Below are 20,950 nucleotides of genomic sequence, written 5' to 3' on the forward strand. Positions count from 1 at the left end.
GAGGAAAGAAAATGGGACTTGTTTATACGGCGCTTGGGGATTCTTTGACGACGGGAAGGGGATCCGGCCCGTTTTCCGCCGGTTTTGTTCAGCGGTTCGGACGTATGATGGCAGAAGATTTACAGACAAAAACCGACGTATCCATCTTTGCCAAATCTGGCCTTGAGACGGGAGAAATTCTCGGGCTTATGTCCTGGCCGTACATTCAGAGGCGGATTCAGGCTGCTGATATGATTACCATTACAGGCTGCGGCAACGATTTGATCGATTCGGTTCGGGAATATCAGCAAACATCGGACGCTTCGGTGTTCACCAGTGTGTCCAGTCACTGTCACGAGAACTTTGAAAAGATGATAGCCAAGATCACAGCCTTAAAAGGGCCGCACCCGTCTCCTTATGAGATCCGCGTCTTCAATTTATACAACCCTTTCCCGGGTATTTCCATTGCAGAGAAATGGATATCTTCTTATAATGCGCACCTCAGCACACTCGCATCGGCGCCGCATGTCAAAATTGCCGATGTCCACAGCGCTTTCAAAGGAAAGCTGAACGAATATCTTTCTCATGACCGCGTACACCCTAACGGCAGAGGATATGAAGTCATGGCATGCGTTCTCAGGGGGCTCGGATACGGAAGCCTCGCCCGCTCATAAACCGCGCGCTCCTTTTCATTGGGAGCGCGCTTTTCGTTCTCCTTAAAACAAACTTAAAATTGTCCGACTTTCGTTCTATCCGCGTAAAAAGTACGCTAGAATAATGGGGGATAAAGACAGAAATAGAATTGTGTTCAAAAAATGCTAACAGAAAGGATGGATTTTTTTGCTGCGCGTTTTAAAACTGTCACTCGCGATGCTGATTATTATACTTGCTGCTGCCGCATTTACGTATGCAGAACATACATCTGTCATACAGCCGATTATGCTCGTGTTTCTCGGTGCGGTCATGTTCATTCAGGGGCTGGAAGAAAAATGGAAAGAAAACGATAGCTCCGGGAAATTCAATATATATACCGCCGTTTTTGTATGGTCGATCTCTTTAATCGGTTTTACGCTTCACGTAATCTGAGTTTGATAGATCCTGAAAATGCTCCACAACGGGAAATGGTGAATAAAAACGGTGCAGTAAGGCTTTCCATTCCTGATATTTCGGCGATCCGCGAAAGCCTTTTGTATGATCCTCTAATGTTTCCCATTCCACCAGCAGCAAATATTTATGCGTTTCCTCCATACATTTGGACAAGGAATGGGACAGATAACCTTTCATCCCTGCTATAATAGGCTCCGCCCGGCGAAATGCCGCTTCGAATTCTCCTTCAAGACCTTCTTTTACATGCAGCATGGCTGCTTCTCTGATCATTCGAAACTCCCCCTTTTATTAATAGATACATTGTATAAAAATATGGACAAAAATAGCTGAAAAACATAAAAATTTAAAACACTATAAATAAAAAATCCTTGCAAGCCTCATTTGGTTTAGGAGAAAATAACAATTGGAAGGCAGGGGAATAGACAGTGAAAAAAGGATTATACCTATTACTTTTACTCGCAGGAATCATAGGTTTAATCGGCTGCTCGAAATCGGAGTCAGCCGAAGACAGAATGAAAGATTTCGTAAAAGACTGGAATGGCGGTCATTACGATAAAATGTACCAAAGCCTCACCCAGGATGAAAAGAAAAAACTATCCAAAAAGGATTTTGTAAAACGATATGAAACCATTTATGAACAAGCAGGGGTCAAAAATCTGAAAGTCACTGCGGAAAAACAGGACGAAGACGATAAGAAAAAAGATGACCTTCAGCACATCGATTATAAAGTCAGCATGGATACAAAAGCAGGGAAGGTCGCCTTTGACAACACGGCCGTCCTGAAAAAAGAAAAAACAGACGATGGAGAATCATGGAACATCGACTGGAATCCTTCTTTTATTTTCAAACAGCTTTCCGATGACAAAACCGTGCAGATCGCAAATGAAGAACCGAAGCGCGGGCAAATCTACGACAAAGACGGCAAAGGCCTGGCCGTGAATACGGAGGTGCCGGAAATCGGCATTATCCCTGGAAAACTCGGCAAGGATAAAGACAGCGTGATCAAAAAACTGTCTGAAAAACTGGACCTTTCTGAAGACGATATCAAAAGCAAACTGAATCAGGGCTGGGTAAAAGATGACTCCTATGTTCCGATTCAAAAAATCAGACCGGATGATGAAAGCAAGGTCAAAAGCCTGCTCGCATTAGACGGCGTGACGAAAACGAAAGTCAGCTCCCGCTACTATCCGTACGGTGAAAAAGCGGCTCATCTGACCGGATATATTAAAACAATCACAGCGGAGCAGCTGAAAAAAGCGAAAGAAGGCCAATACAGCGACACCTCCAAAATCGGCACCGCCGGCCTTGAAAATGTATACGAAGACAAGCTGCGCGGCACGACCGGCTGGAAAATTTACGTCCCGCAAACGGGAGAGGTCATTGCTGAAAAGAAAGCCGAAAACGGGCAGGATATTCATGTAACGATTGATATGAAAACGCAGACGAAGCTGTATGATTCCATGAAAGATGACAGCGGAGCGGCAGTCGCCCTTGAACCGCAAACGGGAGAGACCCTCGCGCTTGTCAGCGCACCGTCTTATGACCCGAACGGCTTTATTTTCGGCTGGAGCGGCAAAGAATGGAAAAAGCTGAATGAAAATAAAGACAATCCGTTTTCAGCGAAATTCAACAAGCTGTATGCACCGGGATCAACGATTAAACCGATTGCCGCGGCAGTCGGCCTGACAAACGGCACATTGAAAGCGTCGGAAAAGAAAAAAATCACCGGAAAAGAGTGGCAGAAGGATTCAAGCTGGGGCGGTTACCATGTCACACGCGTATCAGAGCGCCTGAATGAAGTGGATCTCGAAAGTGCGCTGATTACATCGGACAACATCTACTTTGCGCAAAATGCCATAGACGCCGGAGCGGACGCGTTTACAAAGGGATTAAAAACATTTGGCTTTGACGAAGACATTCCGTACCAATTCCCGATTGAAAAGTCGTCAATCGCAAATGGCAGGCTTGATTCCGAGATTCTTCTAGGAGATACGGGCTACGGCCAAGGACAGATGCTGATGTCTCCGCTGCACTTAGCGGCTGATTATACCGCATTTGTAACAGACGGAAATCTCGTCAAACCGACATTAATCAAAGACGGAGAAAAAACACCGCAAATCTGGCATAAGCAAGTGGTATCCAAAGCCAATGCCGAAGAAATCACAAAAGGGCTGAGAGGCGTCGTTGAAGATCCGCGCGGCTCTGCATATCAGCCGGCCGTAAGCGGCATTACCGTAGCCGGAAAAACCGGCACAGCCGAGCTGAAAACGTCAAAAGAAGATAAAGACGGCAAAGAAAACGGCTGGTTTGTCGGCTACGATTATAAAAAGAAAGACCTCTTGATCGCGATGATGATTCAAGACGTCAAAAAACGCGGCGGAAGCCATTACGTCGTTGAAAAAGCAAAAAAACAGTTTCAGAATCATTAAATGACGATTTTTGCGGGCTGAAAGGAAAATCAGCCGCCGAAGCAGAATGAAACAGCATGGGCAATTCCTGAAAACAGAGAGACAAGGGCTCACTAAGAAAAAGGGGGATTTCACATGCAGCGTATTCAACTGGCTGAAGACCTGGAATTTTCAAGAGTGATACACGGGCTTTGGCGCCTGAACGAATGGAATTATTCGGACACAGAGCTGCTGGATCTGATTGAATGGTGTATCAGCCAAGGCATTACCACCTTCGACCATGCCGATATATACGGCAGTTATACATGTGAAAAGCTGTTCGGCGGTGCTTTGTCCCTTTCACCTTCGATAAGGGAGCAAATCGAAATCGTCACAAAATGCGGGATCGTCATTGAGTCGCCGGAACGGCCCGGCAACAAGCCGCACCATTATAATACGTCGAAATCTCATATCTTAGCGTCGGCTGAGCAGTCGCTCTTGAATCTGAATACGGATTATCTCGATGTGCTGCTCATTCACAGACCTGACCCGCTTATGGACCCGGAAGCTGTGGCTGAAGCGTTTCATGCGCTGAAAAGCTCGGGCAAGGTCAGATATTTTGGAGTGTCAAACTTTAAAGCGCACCAGTACAGAATGCTCGAATCCTATTTGGATGATCCGCTCATCACGAACCAAATTGAAATTTCTGCTTACGAGCTGGAAAATATTCATGACGGCACGCTGGATTTCTGTCAGGAAAAACGTATCCCGCCGATGGCGTGGTCACCGCTTGCGGGCGGAAGCGTTTTTACAGGCCAATCAGATAAGGACGTCCGGATCCGCGCGGCGCTTCGTTCCGTACAGGAAGAGATCGGCGCTGCGTCCATTGACGAAGTCATGTACGCATGGCTGTTCACCCATCCGGCGGACATCATGCCGATTGTCGGCAGCGGAAAACAGAGCCGCATTTCCGCCGCGGTGCGTGCATCAGCTTACACACTCAGCCATGATCAATGGTTTCGGGTTTATACAAGTGTCCAAGGTTATGATATTCCATAAACAAAACAAACGCCCGGAAGGTATCTTCCCGGGCGTTTGTTTATGTGGTGTGCAATGTCTAAAAACAAGTAAGGTCACTTTGAAGTATAGCCGTTCAGATGAAAGGAACCAAGCATCACGGCATATTATCTGACACATTTTTCTTGTTCAATACTGTCACACGGACCAGTGCCAAATTGCCATTAGAAAATGGTTGAATAATCATTGAAAGCGTTTTATATTTTTAATTACAACACTTTCCCCGGAAGCACCCCCTATGTGCCGCATCCCCCACAACTAGAAAATCTGGAGGCGCGTTTCATGTATATGACAGCGAGAGAACAAAAATTAATGAAACATCTTTTACTGCAGAACCGGTACGAAACAGTGCATGAACTGGCGGAAGCTTTACAAGTCAGCACAAGAACCGTTCACCGCGAGTTAAAAACCATCAAACCGCTGATGGAATCATTCGGTTTGGCACTTGATAAACAGCCCGGCAAAGGACTGAAAGCGGTGGGAAACCCGGAGGATAAACAGAAGCTCCTTTCAGACCTGTCCTATGAACAGCAAGAATACAGCGCTGAGGAGCGGAAACTTTTAATCCTATGTTCACTATTAGAGTCCCAAGATCCGATCAAGCTCTACAGTCTGGCGAACGAACTCCAAGTGACAAACGCGACGATCAGTTATGATCTTGATGAGCTGGAGACTTGGATTGCGCCCTTCGGCTTGACGCTGATCCGAAAAAGAGGCTTCGGCATTCAGCTGACGGGGCCGGAAAATGCGAAACGGAAAATCGTCGGCAATCTCATGGTCAACCGCCTTGATATTCAAAGCTTTTTGGAAGCGGTTGAATTGAATATTAAAGGAAAACCCGACGCTGCTGATAAAATGTTCGGCGTCGTAAATAAAGCGGAACTTTTGAAAATGGACCGGCTCTTGATTCAGCTCAAGGAAAAAATTTCGATCGCCTTATCTGACAGCTCCTATATGGCGCTGGCGGTTCATTTAACCTTTGCGATGGAGCGGATCAGACTCGGAGAAACCATCACGATGGAGGCTTCTGAACTAAAAGCGCTGCAGCAGACGAAGGAATACGGCTCCGCGCTCGAAATGGCAAAAGAGCTTGAAAAAGCCTTCGGCGTTTCGATACCGGAGGCTGAGATCGGCTATATCACCATCCATTTACGGAGCGCCAACCGCCAATACAAAACCGAATTCAAGCCCGAGAACATTGAAGTTGAAACGGCTTTGCAAACAAAGCAGCTGATCGGCTTCATTTCAGAAAAAATTAAAATGGATCTGACGGAAAACGGCTCTTTATACGACGGTTTAATCGCCCATCTCGAGCCTGCGATTAACCGGGTAAAAGAGAGTATCGACATGTACAACCCGATGACTCAGCAAATTAAACGCGACTACTTCCTGCTGTATATGGCCGTAGAAGAAGGAATGGAAAAATTCTTTCCGGGGCTTCATTTCCCTGATGATGAGATCGCTTTCATCGTTCTGCACTTCGGCTCCGCCCTGGAAATCAAACGGGAAGAAGCGAAAATCAAAGCGCTGATCGTCTGTTCAAGCGGCATCGGGTCGTCCAAAATGCTCGCATCCAGACTGAAAAAAGAGCTCCCGGAAATCCGTTCCTTTGATATGTCTTCCCTTATTGAACTGAAGGACCGTGATACCGCCGCATACGACATGATCGTGTCCACTGTGCCGATCCCGTATGAAAACATTGATTATGTCATGGTCAGTCCGCTTTTAAATGAAGAAGACGCCGATCAGGTCAAGCAGTACATCAAAAGAAAGATTCCGCTGATTCTTGACAAGAAAAGAAACGGCAGAAGAGAAGAGAACCAGCCGGAGACGCCTGATATGCTGGAAGCGGCCGGGCGTATGGCGCATTATGCGGCGGTTATCCAAAGCGTGCTGCGGAACTTTTCGATCAAATCCATTGATTCAAACATGGCGTATGAGCTGTTTTTGAACCGTATGTTTGCCATGCTGGAGGAAGAAGGATTGGTTCATAACGCCCAAAAAACCGCACAGCGCCTTGCAGAGCGTGAAGAACAGGGCGGTCTCGGCATTCCGGGAACGGCAATGGCGCTGTACCATCTCAAAAATGAAGAAATTGTCACGCCTTTTTTCAAAATTTATGATTTGACAGCTCCATGCAGTGTCAAAGGCATGGACGGAAATTCCCTGACCGTCGGCCGCGCTTTAGTGATGATGGCGCCGGCTGATATGCCCGCTGAAGGATCGGAAATATTAAGTGCGGTCAGCTCGGCCATCATTGAATCCGAAGCCAGTATAAAAGCCTTCCAGACTGAGGATCAGGCCGATTTATACAAACGTTTAAACAGGCTGTTCTATCATTTCATTCAGGAAAAAGGACAGCGCTGAACAGATGGCGCACACCTCATATGGGGTGTGTTTTTTTCTGTATGTATGAGGGTAAGGGGAAGGGAAGAAACTAAAACATGGGACTATTGTATCATTAACGAATGGAATAGTTCTAAAACAAAATAGTTTTACAAGTTATATTTTTTGGTTTAAAATGGGTTGCGTGAGGAAGAAAATCTGACAGAGTTTTTTGTGATTTATGATTATGGGAGATGAAAATATGGAGACATTACAGCATCTGATTCTGCACGACATTTCAAATAGCGAAGAGATCGAAGCTGTAAAAAGCGGTGCGCATACCCTGACTTACGCGGAATATCGAAAACGAATCAACCAGCTTGCGCAATCGCTTCTTGATAAAGGAATAAAAAAAGACGACAGAGTGGCGATGCTTTGTAAAAACGGCCACGCGGCATCTATCGTCATGTTTGCGGCACTTGAAATCGGAGCGGTGGTTGTGCCGGTCAGCTGGCAATTAACACCGTATGAAATGAAAGGCATTTTAGCAGCCTGTGAACCGAAAGCTGTTTTTTACGGCACTGAATTTAAAGAGATTATGGAAGAAGTGCTTCCTGCGCTTGCATCTTCTCTTAAACTGAAGGTCGTGACCGGAACAGCTGCGGAGACAACACCTGAGTTTGACGCTTTATTGACAGGCGCCGGCGATACACCGGACGTCGAAACAGTGTCCGAAAACGATACGGCATTGCTGATGTTTACCTCGGGTACTACTGGCAATCCGAAACGCTGCATGATCACTCACGGCGGCATATACAACTACGTAAAAGCGACATTGGCATACACGGGGAGAATGCAGAATGTCCGCTTCTTAGCATGCCATCCGAATTACCATACGAGCGCGATTATCTGCCAGATGGTCGGCACGATGAGCGGAACGACATTCATTATGACAGACAATCAGGATCCTGTAGAAAACTTGAAGCTCATCGAAAAGGAGAAAATTCAAACCATCATGGCGCTTCCTGTCTATTACACATACTTGCTGAAAGCCTGGGAAAAGCACCAGACTGACATGTCTTCTATCGTTTATTTGATGACTGGAGGAACAAAGGTGCCAAGCAGCCTGATCCAGCAGTATCGCGACATCGGCATTCCGCTCATGCACGGATACGGAAGCACTGAAGCATGGGGCATCAGCTCTTGGAATCCGCAAATGGGAATGGATAAAGCCGCTTCCGCGGGTAAACCGATGGAAGAAGTGGACGTCCGCATTGAAGATCCGGAAACAGGCGAAGTCCTTCCGCAAGGCTCAATCGGAGAAGTCGTTGTGACAAATCCGTTTTTATTCAAAGGGTACGAAGATAACGAAGAAGCGACACGGAAAGTGCTGAAAGACGGCTGGTTCCATACGGGCGATTCTGGATATGTGGATGAAGACGGATTTATCTATATCACCGGACGTTATAAAGATGTCATCATCTACGGAGGCGACAATATTTATCCTGACCAGATTGAAGAGGTCATTCAGCAAGTGCCGGGAATTCTTGAAACGGCGGTTGTCGGTATCCCTGATCCGCTTTACGGTGAAAAACCGAAAGCGTTCATCGTGACAAACGGCAGAGAAGGCCTGACAGAAGATGAAGTGACCCGATTCCTTCAAGAACGTCTTGCTGCCTTTAAAATTCCAGAGATTGAGTTCGTCAGCGAACTTCCGAAAAACAACCTTGGAAAAGTGAGAAAAGACGTTCTCCGCAAACAAGCGGTACGTTCATAATTGAAAACATAAACCCGGCTGCCAGCCGGGTTTTTTTCTTGCGTTTCATGTGAAACATTTTTCTCCGAAAACATTTTGAACTGTCTCATTCATGTTTATCCAAAAGCCAGCAGAGGTAGACAAGAAATATGACAACGAACAATAAGGAGGAACTTGACATGGAAAACTATCCGAAGGAATTCCCTGCAAAATCACAAAACCGCCAGCCGGGCATTGAGAACGAAATGAATCCGGCGCCTGTTTACGAATACAAAGAATATAAAGGCGCTGATAAACTAAAAGGGAAAACCGCGCTTATCACAGGGGGCGACAGCGGTATCGGACGCGCCGTAGCGGTCGCTTACGCAAAGGAAGGCGCAAATGTCGCGATCGTCTATTTTGATGAAAACGGAGATGCGGAGGATACAAAAAAACGAGTGGAAGAAGAAGGCGTAAAATGTCTGTTAATTTCCGGCGATGTCGGTGAGGAAGACTTTTGCAATGAAGCCGTTGAAAAAACGGTTGAAGAATTCGGACGTCTTGATATTCTCGTGAATAACGCCGGGGAACAGCATCCGAAAGAAAGCATTAAGGACATTACAAGCGAGCAGCTTCACAGAACCTTTAAGACAAACTTTTACTCACAATTTTATTTGACTAAAAAAGCAATTGATTACATGAAGCCGGGCAGCGCGATCATCAATACGACATCCATTAATCCATACACAGGCAATCCGCAGCTGATTGACTACACGGCTACGAAAGGCGCGATTAACGGTTTTACGAGATCAATGGCGCAAGCGCTTGTCAACGACGGTATCCGTGTCAACGCCGTGGCGCCGGGACCGATCTGGACACCGCTTATTCCGGCGACATTCTCGGAAGAAACCGTCGCTTCCTTCGGTCAGGATACACCGATGGGCCGGGCAGGCCAGCCTGTTGAGCATGTCGGCTGCTATGTGCTATTGGCCTCAGATGAATCATCTTATATGACCGGACAGACGCTGCATGTCAACGGCGGCAGATTTGTGACCACATAAGGAGGCTGAAGCATGACAATATCGAAGCAAGACGTAAATGCATACTATCAAAAAGCGGGAATCGTTCTGACTGATGATGAAGTCGAAGATATTCAAATCATGGATTACGGCTTAGGCAAGCTTGAGGAAACCGGGCTTCAGCTGTTTATTTATGTGAATACCGACCGCTACTGTTCAAAAGAATTGGTGCTCTTCCCGCGCCAGACGTGTCCGGAACACCGTCATCCGCCGGTCGGCGGCGAAAAGGGAAAACAAGAGACATTCCGCTGCCGCTGGGGGAAGGTGTATCTCTACGTGGAAGGCGAAAAGGCAGAGAACCCAAGCGTCCTCCCGCCGGAAGAAGATAAGGAATACTACACCGTCTGGAATGAAATTGTGCTGGAACCGGGCGGACAATACACCATTCCGCCGGATACGAAACATTGGTTCCAAGCGGGAGAAGATGGGGCCGTCGTTACGGAAATGTCATCGCCAAGCACGGATGATCACGACATTTTTACCGACCCGCGCATTTAAAGATGAGGCTGCTCGCCTCATCTTTTTTTGTATGGAAAAAAATGAATTTACCTGTATAATGGCTAATAAAGGAAAGAAGGTGTGATCGTGTTTTCCTGTCAAATCCGGGAACATCTGACGATCAGATTGCTTACCAAAGAAGATACAAACCAATTGTATTCTGTTATGAAGCGAAATCAAAACCATCTCAGCGAATGGCTCAGCTGGGCGGAAGAACTGGCTGATATCGATACGTACCGCGATGTGATCATTCCGGAATGGCGCTATAAATACGCGGAAGAGAATGGTTTCGACGCCGGAATTTTTGTAAAGGGCCGGTTTTGCGGCATGATCAGCATCCATAATGTCGATACAGTCAATCAAAAAGCAGAGATCGGCTACTGGCTGGATCGGGAGCATGAAGGATTCGGCATCATCACAGCAAGCTGCCGGGCGGTTATCACCCATGCATTTCAGGGCCTCGGGCTGAACCGCATCATGATCAGCGCCGCTGAAAAAAACACGAAAAGCAGGGCGGTGGCGGAACGGCTCGGATTTCAGAAAGAAGGACTGACGAGAGAAGGCATTTTCGTACAGGGCGCATACCATGACACGGTGAATTACAGCATGCTGAAGCGGGAATGGAGCGAAGAACGGCAGAAGAGCACATTTCTTGGTTTAAATGTCTCCCCAATGTGGAAAAGTAACAGCGGAGACGTTAAAAAGGAGTGATTCTTCATGAATCAAAATGAAATCAAAGAAAAAGTGCTTGAAGTACTGGATCATCATAAAGTCGGTTCGCTTGCGACAGTAGAGCAAGGCAAGCCGCATTCACGCTACATGACATTTTTCCATGACGGCTTAACAATTTATACGCCGACGAGCAAAGACACTCATAAAGCGGAAGAAATTGAAAACAATCCGAATGTTCATATTCTGTTAGGGTATGACTGTGACGGATTCGGTGACGCTTATGTGGAAGTGGCCGGAACCGCCAAACTGAACAACTCAGCAGATTTAAAAGAAAAGCTGTGGGATTCGAAACTGGAACGCTGGTTTGACGGAAAAGACGATCCGAACCTGGTGATTCTTGAAATTGAACCGAAGCAGATTAAGCTCATGAACGCGGGTGAAAAAACGCCGGCCGAGCTGGAACTTTAATAAATCATTTGATCATTCGGGGGCAATCTGTTATAATTAACTGCTAAGTGACAACATGCAAATAAAAAAGAAAGTAAACTTCTTTTTTCTGTTTTGATATAGAAGCTTCAGGCTTCAACGGACAGCTTGAAAAAAAGCTGAGCTTATTCTTTTCCTTCTGACTATTCGCCCCTAACGAAGAGATGGAAAAAAGACTTTTTGTTTTACAATTCACACCGGCGCGGCTTCGGAGCCGCAGTGACGATTGAGAGGTAGGGCTTTCGTTGTCTTGTGTTCAAGAACTTCCATGGTGTTTACTTTCGAAGAATGATTCTCGGAACTGTAATTTACGAATCACCCGCGGGCTAAGGCGGGAAACCATATATTATTTATTTGCGTAAGAAAAGAATAAGACAAAACCGCACCGGACATCCGGGCGGTTTTTTTATTTGACCGGCCGAAACCTCGCCGCAGTCTGCAGAGTCTAATCAGTATGAAAAGATTTGGAGGAATCATACATTGCACGTTATGACTTCACAAGTACTGTTTATCTTCTGTTTTCTGCTGCTGATACATTCGATTGAAACGCTTGCTTATGCAACACGGCTTTCCGGCGCGAGAGTCGGATTTATCGCGTCCGCGCTGTCATTATTTAATGTCATGGTCATCGTATCGCGCATGTCAAACATGGTCCAGCAGCCGTTTACCGGACACCTGATTGATGCCGCCGGATCAAACGCTCTTTCTATTGTGGGCGCTCAGTTTCGGTTTTTAATCTTCGGCTCCACGGTCGGAACGATACTCGGCATCTGTCTTTTGCCGACATTCGTCGCGTTATTCACCCGGGCGATTATACACTTGGCGGACGGAGGAGGCTCCGTCATGCAGGTATTTAAAAAAGGGTTTTCACTGAACGGGCTGAAGCATGCGCGTTCTTATATCAGACGTCCGTCCGTCTCCTATTTAAAAGGGCTTCAATTCCGAATGATCCCGAAACGCTTGTTTGTCATTAATATGGTCATTACGTCCATTTACACGATCGGCGTCCTGTCCGCTCTGTATGCCGGCCTTCTGGCGCCTGAGCACAGCACGACGGCGGTGATGGCATCAGGTTTAATCAACGGGATTGCGACCATGCTGTTGGCCGTGTTTGTTGATCCGAAAGTATCCGTACTGGCAGACGATGTGGCGAAGGGCAAGCGCAGCTATGTCTCCTTAAAATGGACATCATTGACGATGGTGACCTCAAGGGTCGCGGGCACGCTTCTCGCCCAGCTCGTATTCCTCCCCGGCGCTTATTATATCGCCTGGGTGACGAAATGGATGTAACGCATAAAAAAAGCTCCTCTGCAAAAAAGAGGAGCTTTTCATTTATAATTTCTCAGGCCGCGATCATAAATAAAATTGCCGAACGGGATAAAGGCCGCGATAAAACCGGCGGCTGACCATTTCACATGCCATTTGACGGTAAACGCCGCATACGCCAGCACTGCCAAATAAATGATAAACAAACCGCCGTGAATGGAGCCGGCAATGGTGACGGCGAGCGGATGATGAGCCCAATACTTCAGCGGCATCGCGATAAACAGCAGCACCAAAAGCGACATGCCTTCAATAAAACCCATCGTGCGAAGCCTGCCGATCGGCGTGTGTAACATACAATTCCCTCCTGTCAGACATCTTTTTTCCTCTATACTATAAGCAATGGGCAGTCCTAATATGACCATTTCGCGTCTGTTCCTGAAAAAACCTTCCTCATTTCAGATTGTTATTCTTGTCATTTTTCGGATTTCTCTTGATAATATAGCCAAAAAGGTAAGAAAGGACTACAGTCATGAAACTAGATAATGTTGATCTGAGCATCATCAAAGAGCTGCAGCGGGACAGCCGCCTGTCCATGCGGGAGCTGGGCAGAAAAATCAAATTGTCAGCCCCGTCGGTCACAGAGCGTGTCAGGCAGCTTGAATCTTTCGGCGTTATTAAGCGCTATACGCTGGACATTGATCAAAAAAAGATCGGGCTTCCCGTTTCCTGCATTGTCGAAGCAACAGTGAAAAACGGAAAATACGATCAATTTAAAACCTACATTCAATCCATTCCCAACATTGAATTTTGTTTTCGGATTGCCGGCGCGGCGTGTTATATGCTGAAGATGAACGCGGACAGCCTGGAAACGATCGAACACTTCATCGACCGCACCTCTCCGTATGCCCAAACCGTGACCCACGTCATTTTCTCAGAAATTGACACAAAAAACGTCCTCGATTAGAGAGAGCGTGAGGAAGTCTGTTATAATAACAGGATGAGTGTGAAAGAAAGAGAAGTGAAAAAGCATGTCAAAAACAGTTGTATTAGCTGAAAAACCTTCAGTCGGCCGGGACTTGGCCCGCGTTCTGAAGTGTCATAAAAAAGGAAACGGATATCTTGAAGGCGACCGCTACATCGTCACATGGGCGCTCGGGCATTTGGTAACGCTCGCTGATCCTGAAGGGTACGGCAAAGAATATCAATCATGGCGGCTTGAGGATCTGCCGATTATTCCGGAGCCTTTGAAGCTCGTCGTCATCAAAAAAACAGGAAAGCAGTTCAACGCGGTCAAAGCCCAGCTTGTCCGGAAAGACGTCAGCCAGATCGTAATCGCAACAGACGCAGGGCGGGAAGGGGAGCTTGTGGCCCGCTGGATTATCGAAAAGGCAAACGTCCGCAAACCGATTCAGCGGCTGTGGATTTCCTCTGTAACAGACAAGGCGATTAAAGAAGGATTCCAAAAGCTCCGCAGCGGCAAAGAGTACGAAAATCTGTATCATTCCGCCGTCGCCAGAGCGGAAGCGGATTGGATCGTCGGCATCAATGCGACCCGCGCCCTGACGACAAAATTTAACGCGCAGCTGTCATGCGGACGCGTCCAGACTCCGACTTTGGCGATGATCGCCAAGCGTGAAGCGGACATTCAGGCGTTCACACCCGTCCCATATTACGGTCTCCGCGCGGCGGCTGATCAGTTGACGCTGACATGGCAGGATAAAAAAACAAAGCAGACAAGAACGTTCGACCAGACGGTGACCGGCCGTTTGGCAAAAGATCTCCAAGGAAAGCCGGCAGTCATTTCAGAATTGAAAAAAACGGCGAAGAAAAGCTTTGCTCCCGGTCTTTACGACTTGACGGAATTGCAGCGGGACGCTCATAAGCGCTTCGGTTTTTCCGCAAAAGAGACGCTGTCCGTGCTTCAAAAGCTGTATGAACAGCACAAGCTTGTCACTTACCCGCGGACGGATTCCAGATTCCTTTCCGCCGACATCGTGCCGACTTTAAAAGACCGTTTAAACGGCATGGAAGTCAAGCCGTACGCACAATACGTCAATCAAATACTGAAGCGCGGCGTCAAAGCGCATAAAGGATTCGTCAATGATGCGAAAGTATCGGATCACCATGCCATCATTCCGACAGAGGAGCCGCTGATCCTTTCAAGCCTCAGCGACAAAGAACGCAAGCTTTACGATCTGATCGCCAAACGTTTTCTCGCGGTGTTAATGCCGGCGTTCGAATACGAAGAAACAAAGGTCACAGCCGATATCGGCGGCGAAACATTTACCGCAAAAGGGAAAATCGTTCAATCGCCGGGATGGAAAGCCGTGTACGATATGTATGAGGATGACGACGATCATGAGGAAGATAAAGATCAGACGCTCCCGGCCCTTCAGCAGGGTCAGCGCCTGTCCGTCTCGTCGCTGAAAGAAACGAGCGGACAGACGAAACCGCCGGCGCGTTTTAATGAAGGCACGCTGTTATCCGCGATGGAGAACCCAAGCGCCTTTATGCAGGGAGAAGAGAAGAACCTTGTGAAAACATTGGGTGAAACCGGAGGACTCGGAACAGTCGCCACCCGCGCTGATATTATTGAAAAACTGTTCAACAGTTTCTTAATCGAGAAAAAAGAAAAAGATATTTTCATCACGTCAAAAGGGAAGCAGCTCTTACAGCTCGTCCCGGAAGATTTAAAATCGCCGGCGTTAACCGCCGAGTGGGAGCAAAAGCTCTCCGCCATCGCAGCGGGCAAACTGAAATCCGCCGTGTTTATTAAAGACATGAAAACATATGCGGACAAAACGGTGAAGGAAATCAAAAACAGCAGCCAAACCTTCAGACATGACAACATTTCAGGCACCGCCTGCCCTGATTGCGGCAAGATGATGCTTAAAGTCAACGGCAAACGCGGCACGATGCTCGTGTGTCAGGATCGGGAATGCGGCAGCCGAAAAACGGTGGCGAGAAAAACCAACGCCCGCTGTCCGAACTGCCATAAGAAAATGGAGCTTCGCGGCCAGGGTGAAGGCCAAACCTTCGCATGTGTATGCGGCCACCGGGAGAAACTGTCCGTCTTTGAAAAGCGCAAGGCGAAAGATAAATCCGGACGCGCATCCAAGCGGGACATCAACTCTTATATGAAAACCCAAAATAAAGAGGAGCCGCTGAACAACGCGCTGGCAGAACAGCTGAAAAAACTCGGCCTGGATAAATAAATCAGAGAAAGGCAGCATTTTTAAAGAAATGCTGCCTTTTGTCGTGTTTTCACTGTATTGGGAATTAAATCCAAACAAAGAGGGAAAAGGAGAACCGACGGCGTCCCTATTTTAAAATTTCCCAATGTGAAAATATGCTAGTATTCTTTTATCGTTTCTTATATAGTAAAAATTGCTTTGTGAAAAATAAGATATAGGTATAAAAAAGGAATTACAAAATAGGAGGATGGTATGTGAAGCAATTCGGTTTTAGTCTGATGATCCTTTTGATTTCAATCGTGCTGACGGCGGGATGCACAGAGGCCGGCACCGAAAAACAGACGGCTGCTGAACCGTCCGGACCGCTTCAGCCCGCAGAGCATTTTATTTATCATAAATTGATGAACGGGCGGGGAATGATTCAGACGAACATATCCGGTGAGCCGGAATATTTATCTGAGTCTCTCGGACTATGGATGGAATTTTTGCTCGGCAGGAAAGATGAACGGCAGTTTCAAGCCCAATATCAGCTTCTTATCGATTCATTTTTGACGGACAACGGCCTCGTCTCGTGGAAAATTGCCGGGAATAAAGCGAACGGCACCAATGCCTTGATTGACGATTTCAGAATCATGAACTGTCTGAATGAGGCCGGAACCTTGTGGGGAAACAGTGAATACGGGAAAACAGCGGTGCAGATCGGGAAGGCTCTGAAAAAATACAATATGAATGAAGGGTATTTTACGGATTACTACGATGCCGCTTCAAATGCCGCATCAAAGACCGTGACGCTGTCCTATGTCGGCCCCGGCGCCTTACAGATGCTCAGAGAACAGGGGATTATCGATGAGAAAACGGAAAACCGGAACCTTGATGTTCTCAATCTTGCGCCCCTGAAAAATGGTTTTCTGCCGAAATCGTTCAATACCGAAACTAAGGAATACAAATATGACAGCGAAGTCAATGTCATCGACCAGCTGTATGCTGCCGTGAATCTGAAGCGGGGCGATGACAAAGCCGCCGCGCTGTCAAAATGGATGATAGAAGAATGGAAGTCGCGCGGACAGCTGTATGGACGGTACATCGCAGACACGAAGGAGCCGGCGGTTCAATACGAGTCACCGTCCGTTTACGCTCTCGCCGTTCTTTTTTTAACAGAGCAAAAAGCTGATCCGGCTGTCATCAGATCGCTTTATGAAAGAATGACTTCATTTGAAACGCTGGACACGCTGAAACCTGATTACGGCGGCTATATGAGCGGGAGCGATACACATTCTTTCGATAACCTGCTGCCGCTTTTGGCTGAAAGGAAATTGTTTAATGAACATATCATTCAATGAATCACAAAAACTGTGCAGCTACACAGCAGTTATGTTAGCGCTGCTGTCTCTTTTTATTTACTATGTGTCACAGCAATCCGCAGGGCTTTTGATAACCTGCATCACATTGCTTGTCGCGGGAGCCGGCTTATGGTTCGGGGCGATCTACGCGCTCGTCATCACCTTACTCGTCTTATTTGTTCTCGGGAGCCTGCTTCTGTGGTTTCAGACCGGGAGCTTTATGGTGTCTGCCGGTGCCGAAGGTCTGCAGATGCTGGCCGTTTGGGGGATTGCGCTCCTCGTTTTTTCCTACATATCGGGAAGAATACACGATTTGGCCAAGGGGCTTGAGCGCTCAGTGAAGCAGCTGCGGGAAGAGATCACGAGCTTTGTCGCCGTCGACAGGGTGACGGGCTTTGACAACCATCTCCGGATGAAGCTGGAACTGTCTGAGGAAATCAAGCGGGCGGAACGCTACGGCAATTCCTTTGTCTTTTTGCTGCTGCACATGCATTATTTCAAGGAATTCAAATCCCTCTACGGAGAAAAAGAGACCGACCGCCTGCTGGCATTTATCAGCCGTCAAATCCGGTCAAGCGTACGGGAAACAGATAAAAAATTCAGGCCGTCCGCCGAACGGTTCGGCATCGTGCTGACCCATACGCCTGAAGAAAACATGCCGGCCGTTCTGGTGAAGCTGAAAAAGGAATTGGATACGTACCGGCTGCAAAACGGTAAATACGTCTCCATCACCTTCCGTGTATGTTACTTGGCGTACCGAAAGGATTTACAGACGGCCGAGCAATTTTTAAATGAACTGGAAAACGAGATGATGATGAATGAACTCTAAATGGATACGTCTCTTACTCTCGGCGCTCTTCCTGATTACGGCGGTTTATATTCCCCGTACGGCGGGAGCAACAGACAAAAAGGACGGCATTCTCATTATTTATACAAGCACGGACGGCGAAGAAACCGCTGAAGTCAAAATGCTTGATTTGATCGCGGGCCATTTCTCATCCGCCGTGACCGTGAAAAGCGACGGAGATATCACAGCCGCCGACCTCGAAAAGAATCGGCGCGTCATCTATTACGGCGTCACGAAGAAAAAGCTCAGCAAACCATTTGTGTCGCTGATCGGCAGCATGCCGCAGCAGCTTATCAGCATCGGCTATAACGCTGGCCAATTCCGCCAATTTGCGGGGGTGTCCCTCACGGAAAAAGAAACGGTATACCGCATTTACAGCAAGAAAGAAAAAACAGACATGCCGCTTGAAAAAGGAATGTCCGTGCTCGGTGCAGCGGGAGTAAAAGGGGAGCCCCTTTATACATACCGGTCCGGTGACGGCAGCACCCGCCCTTTTATATGGAAAACGGGGCGCTCTGACTATTATTTCGGTGTGACCAGCCTGTTAAATGATTCGTTTCTGACCGCGAAAGAACTGCGCAAGGCGTTTGGAGAATCAGAGGGCGGCACCCTCCTTTATTTGCGGCTTGAAGACATCAGTCCGATGTCAGATGAAACATTGCTTTACGAAGCGGGCGCTTACCTGCATAAACGACACATACCGTTTATTCTGGCGGTGATTCCCGTCTACCTCAATCCGGAAAACGGAGAAAAAGTATATCTGGCGGACAAGCCGAAAATGGTCAGCGTCCTGAAAAAACTTCAGCAAATGGGCGGCAGCATCATTATCCACGGCTATACGCACGCATACCGGTACAGCGAAACGGGAGAAGGCTTTGAATTTTGGGATGCCAAAACGGATCAGCCGATTACGTCAGAAAATGCGGACGATGCTCCGGTCAAGCTTGAAAAGGAACAGGATTTTCCGAATGAAAAAGCGTACCGGGCGTATGTGAAGCCTTTCCGTGAAAAGGAGAAAATCTACACGAGAACGAAGCTGGAGCAGGCGATTGATGACCTGACAGAGCTCGGCCTTTATCCGCTGTCATTCGAAGCGCCGCACTATACGATGTCTGAAGAAGGGTACAAAATCGCATCTTCTTATTTCTCCAGCATTTTCGGCCAAGTGCAGCTCAGCGGCACGACGTGGAAAACCTCGGGCGCCCCTCCGTTCGTCTCAAAGCCGGCTATGCTGGACGGGATGACGCTGTACCCTGAAACCATCGGTTATGCCGATAACTCAAAGGAAAATCCGCTCGGAGATATGGAGGATCATATCTCGCAGATGATTGACTTCGGCGGCGGAGTGGCGGGAGGTTTCTATCATCCGTATCTCGGCATGAAATACCTCCCTGAGCTCGTCAATCAGATGGAACGAATCCCCGGCGGCGAGTGGCTCGATCTGAAGAAAACGAAGCAGACGGTAACGTCGGACAGCGTCAGAATCAAAACGAACGGAGACGGAATCATTCATGTGGAAAACAAGATTCACCCGATAACATCCTTTTTCAATCACCATCAGCAGACGCCTCTGGAAAAAGCGCTTTGGATTCTCTCCGGCGTGGTGTTATTGTTTATCATCATGTTCGCATGCTACGTCCTTTATTTGCGCGCCACATTAAAAAAACGAATCTTTAAGGAGAGAAGAACCCTTGAGTAACATTCTGTTTTTTATCTCATTAAGTTTAATATGGGTGATGCTTCTCTATCACATGTTTCTGATGCAGGGCGGATTCAGGCATTATATGACCTTCGAACAAAACATTCCGAAATGGCGCGCAAAGGCGGGGGAGCTCCCGAAGGTCAGCGTCCTGATTCCCGCGCATAATGAGGAAGTCGTTATCAGGCAGACGCTGAAGGCGATGGTGAATCTGTATTATCCGAAAGACAGGCTTGAGATCATCGTCGTTAACGATAATTCCTCCGATCGGACGGGGGACATCGTCAATGAATTTTCCCGTCAGTATGATTTCATTAAAATGGTTGTCACAAAGCCCCCGAACGCCGGAAAAGGAAAATCCTCGGCGCTGAACTCAGGGTTTGCCGAATCGAACGGAGACGTGATCTGCGTGTATGATGCGGACAATACGCCGGAAAAAATGGCGGTGTACTACCTGGTTCTCGGTCTGATGAATGATGAGAAAGCGGGAGCGGTTGTCGGGAAATTCCGGGTCATCAACGCGGCCAAAACGCTCCTGACGAAGTTTATCAATATTGAAACCATCTGTTTTCAATGGATGGCGCAGGGCGGCAGATGGAAATGGTTCAAAATCGCCACCATCCCGGGAACAAACTTCGCGATCAGGCGGAGCATTATCGAACGGCTTGGCGGCTGGGATGATAAGGCGCTGGCGGAGGACACCGAGCTGACGATCCGCGTCTATAATCTCGGGTACCATATCCGCTTTTTCCCGGCGGCTGTGACATGGGAGCAGGAGCCTGAGACATGGAAGGTCTGGTGGCGCCAGCGGACAAGATGGGCGCGCGGCAATCAATACGTCGTTCTCAAGTTTTTATCCCAATTTTTTAAGCTGAAACGCAAGCGGATCATCTTCGATCTGTTTTATTTCTTTTTTACGTATTTTTTGTTTTTCTTCGGTGTGATCATGTCAAACACGATTTTTATTATCAATCTTTTTTACGACCTGCATCTGGCAGTCGGGTTTTTGGCGATGATTTTGTGGATACTGGCCTTTTTCCTGTTTATGACCGAGGTCATGATTACCTTAAGCATTGAAAAAACAGAAATGAACAAACAAAACTTCTTTATCGTATTTCTCATGTACTTTACATACTCCCAGGCTTGGATCGTGCTTGTCATCTGGTCATTATTCACAGAGATCAAGCACCGCTTGTTCAAGCAGGAAGTCAAGTGGTACAAAACGGAGCGATACAATCAAAATAAAAGCGGGTGACCTT

Annotated in this window: 19 protein-coding genes; 17 read left to right on the plus strand and 2 right to left on the minus strand. The window is 47.4% G+C overall.

The features are described 5' to 3' along the window. Positions 1 to 11: 11 nt before the first annotated feature. Together ACH32G_RS16165 and ACH32G_RS16170 are read left to right on the plus strand one after the other, a co-directional pair. Positions 12 to 653 carry a GDSL-type esterase/lipase family protein gene (locus tag ACH32G_RS16165; RefSeq protein WP_016937229.1) on the plus strand — a complete coding sequence of 214 codons (642 nt, stop codon included), beginning with the start codon at positions 12 to 14 and terminating at the stop codon, positions 651 to 653. Between the two features lie 196 nt (positions 654 to 849). Further along, complete coding sequence (locus tag ACH32G_RS16170) at positions 850 to 1,065, plus strand: YczI family protein (RefSeq protein WP_395941101.1); 216 nt, start codon at positions 850 to 852, stop codon at positions 1,063 to 1,065. Here ACH32G_RS16170 and ACH32G_RS16175 read toward each other — a convergent pair. Further along, on the minus strand, positions 1,036 to 1,356 hold the full coding sequence (locus tag ACH32G_RS16175) for an antibiotic biosynthesis monooxygenase family protein (RefSeq protein ID WP_016937227.1): 321 nt from the start codon (positions 1,354 to 1,356) through the stop codon (positions 1,036 to 1,038). The two genes, ACH32G_RS16170 and ACH32G_RS16175, sit on opposite strands and share 30 nt — an antisense overlap. Before the next feature lie 155 nt (positions 1,357 to 1,511). Here ACH32G_RS16175 and ACH32G_RS16180 point away from each other — a divergent pair, with 155 nt between their 5' ends. From ACH32G_RS16180 to ACH32G_RS16220, 9 genes are all read left to right on the plus strand, one after another. Beyond that, a complete protein-coding gene (locus tag ACH32G_RS16180; RefSeq protein WP_448814581.1) occupies positions 1,512 to 3,515 on the plus strand; it encodes a penicillin-binding transpeptidase domain-containing protein in 2,004 nt (667 codons plus the stop codon). A 114-nt stretch (positions 3,516 to 3,629) separates the two neighbouring features. Then, on the plus strand, positions 3,630 to 4,532 hold the full coding sequence (locus tag ACH32G_RS16185; protein WP_016937225.1) for an aldo/keto reductase: 903 nt from the start codon (positions 3,630 to 3,632) through the stop codon (positions 4,530 to 4,532). 300 nt (positions 4,533 to 4,832) lie between these two features. Beyond that, positions 4,833 to 6,917: a BglG family transcription antiterminator gene (locus ACH32G_RS16190; RefSeq protein ID WP_099744422.1), complete on the plus strand. Its 2,085-nt coding sequence runs from the start codon at positions 4,833 to 4,835 to the stop codon at positions 6,915 to 6,917. A 220-nt stretch (positions 6,918 to 7,137) separates the two neighbouring features. Beyond that, complete coding sequence (locus tag ACH32G_RS16195) at positions 7,138 to 8,652, plus strand: class I adenylate-forming enzyme family protein (protein WP_448814582.1); 1,515 nt, start codon at positions 7,138 to 7,140, stop codon at positions 8,650 to 8,652. Positions 8,653 to 8,810: 158 nt separating this feature from the next. Beyond that, positions 8,811 to 9,671, plus strand: a complete 861-nt coding sequence (locus tag ACH32G_RS16200) for an SDR family oxidoreductase (protein WP_016937221.1) — start codon at positions 8,811 to 8,813, stop codon at positions 9,669 to 9,671. A 12-nt stretch (positions 9,672 to 9,683) separates the two neighbouring features. Beyond that, the gene (locus ACH32G_RS16205) at positions 9,684 to 10,187 is read left to right on the plus strand and encodes a D-lyxose/D-mannose family sugar isomerase (RefSeq protein WP_045926228.1); all 504 of its coding nucleotides are present in this window, start codon (positions 9,684 to 9,686) and stop codon (positions 10,185 to 10,187) included. A gap of 87 nt (positions 10,188 to 10,274) precedes the next feature. Beyond that, positions 10,275 to 10,898, plus strand: a complete 624-nt coding sequence (locus ACH32G_RS16210; protein ID WP_448814583.1) for a GNAT family N-acetyltransferase — start codon at positions 10,275 to 10,277, stop codon at positions 10,896 to 10,898. A 6-nt stretch (positions 10,899 to 10,904) separates the two neighbouring features. Continuing rightward, positions 10,905 to 11,327, plus strand: a complete 423-nt coding sequence (locus tag ACH32G_RS16215; RefSeq protein WP_016937218.1) for a pyridoxamine 5'-phosphate oxidase family protein — start codon at positions 10,905 to 10,907, stop codon at positions 11,325 to 11,327. 498 nt (positions 11,328 to 11,825) lie between these two features. Next, entirely contained in the window at positions 11,826 to 12,635 is an 810-nt protein-coding gene (locus tag ACH32G_RS16220; RefSeq protein ID WP_045926225.1) for a lipid II flippase Amj family protein, read from the plus strand. Between the two features lie 38 nt (positions 12,636 to 12,673). On the opposite strand, the gene ACH32G_RS16225 is transcribed toward ACH32G_RS16220, so the two are convergent. Next, positions 12,674 to 12,964 carry a DUF3817 domain-containing protein gene (locus ACH32G_RS16225; protein ID WP_013351048.1) on the minus strand — a complete coding sequence of 97 codons (291 nt, stop codon included), beginning with the start codon at positions 12,962 to 12,964 and terminating at the stop codon, positions 12,674 to 12,676. Between the two features lie 176 nt (positions 12,965 to 13,140). Here ACH32G_RS16225 and ACH32G_RS16230 point away from each other — a divergent pair, with 176 nt between their 5' ends. From ACH32G_RS16230 to ACH32G_RS16255, 6 genes are all read left to right on the plus strand, one after another. Further along, the gene (locus ACH32G_RS16230) at positions 13,141 to 13,575 is read left to right on the plus strand and encodes an Lrp/AsnC family transcriptional regulator (RefSeq protein WP_045926223.1); all 435 of its coding nucleotides are present in this window, start codon (positions 13,141 to 13,143) and stop codon (positions 13,573 to 13,575) included. Positions 13,576 to 13,639: 64 nt separating this feature from the next. After that, a complete protein-coding gene (locus ACH32G_RS16235; protein WP_049627906.1) occupies positions 13,640 to 15,826 on the plus strand; it encodes a DNA topoisomerase III in 2,187 nt (728 codons plus the stop codon). A gap of 233 nt (positions 15,827 to 16,059) precedes the next feature. Beyond that, positions 16,060 to 17,145 carry a lipoprotein YdaJ gene (locus ACH32G_RS16240; protein WP_448814584.1) on the plus strand — a complete coding sequence of 362 codons (1,086 nt, stop codon included), beginning with the start codon at positions 16,060 to 16,062 and terminating at the stop codon, positions 17,143 to 17,145. Beyond that, positions 17,126 to 17,974 carry a diguanylate cyclase domain-containing protein gene (locus ACH32G_RS16245; protein ID WP_448814585.1) on the plus strand — a complete coding sequence of 283 codons (849 nt, stop codon included), beginning with the start codon at positions 17,126 to 17,128 and terminating at the stop codon, positions 17,972 to 17,974. The genes ACH32G_RS16240 and ACH32G_RS16245 overlap by 20 nt, the downstream gene beginning before the upstream one ends. Next, positions 17,964 to 19,691, plus strand: coding sequence for a DUF2334 domain-containing protein (locus ACH32G_RS16250; protein ID WP_448814586.1), 1,728 nt, complete (start codon positions 17,964 to 17,966; stop codon positions 19,689 to 19,691). The genes ACH32G_RS16245 and ACH32G_RS16250 overlap by 11 nt, the downstream gene beginning before the upstream one ends. After that, positions 19,684 to 20,946 (plus strand): glycosyltransferase family 2 protein, encoded by a 1,263-nt coding sequence (locus tag ACH32G_RS16255; protein ID WP_016937212.1) that lies wholly within the window; start codon positions 19,684 to 19,686, stop codon positions 20,944 to 20,946. The genes ACH32G_RS16250 and ACH32G_RS16255 overlap by 8 nt, the downstream gene beginning before the upstream one ends. The last annotated feature ends 4 nt before the right edge of the window (positions 20,947 to 20,950 follow it).

The organism is Bacillus sp. CIS52, from assembly GCF_053545315.1.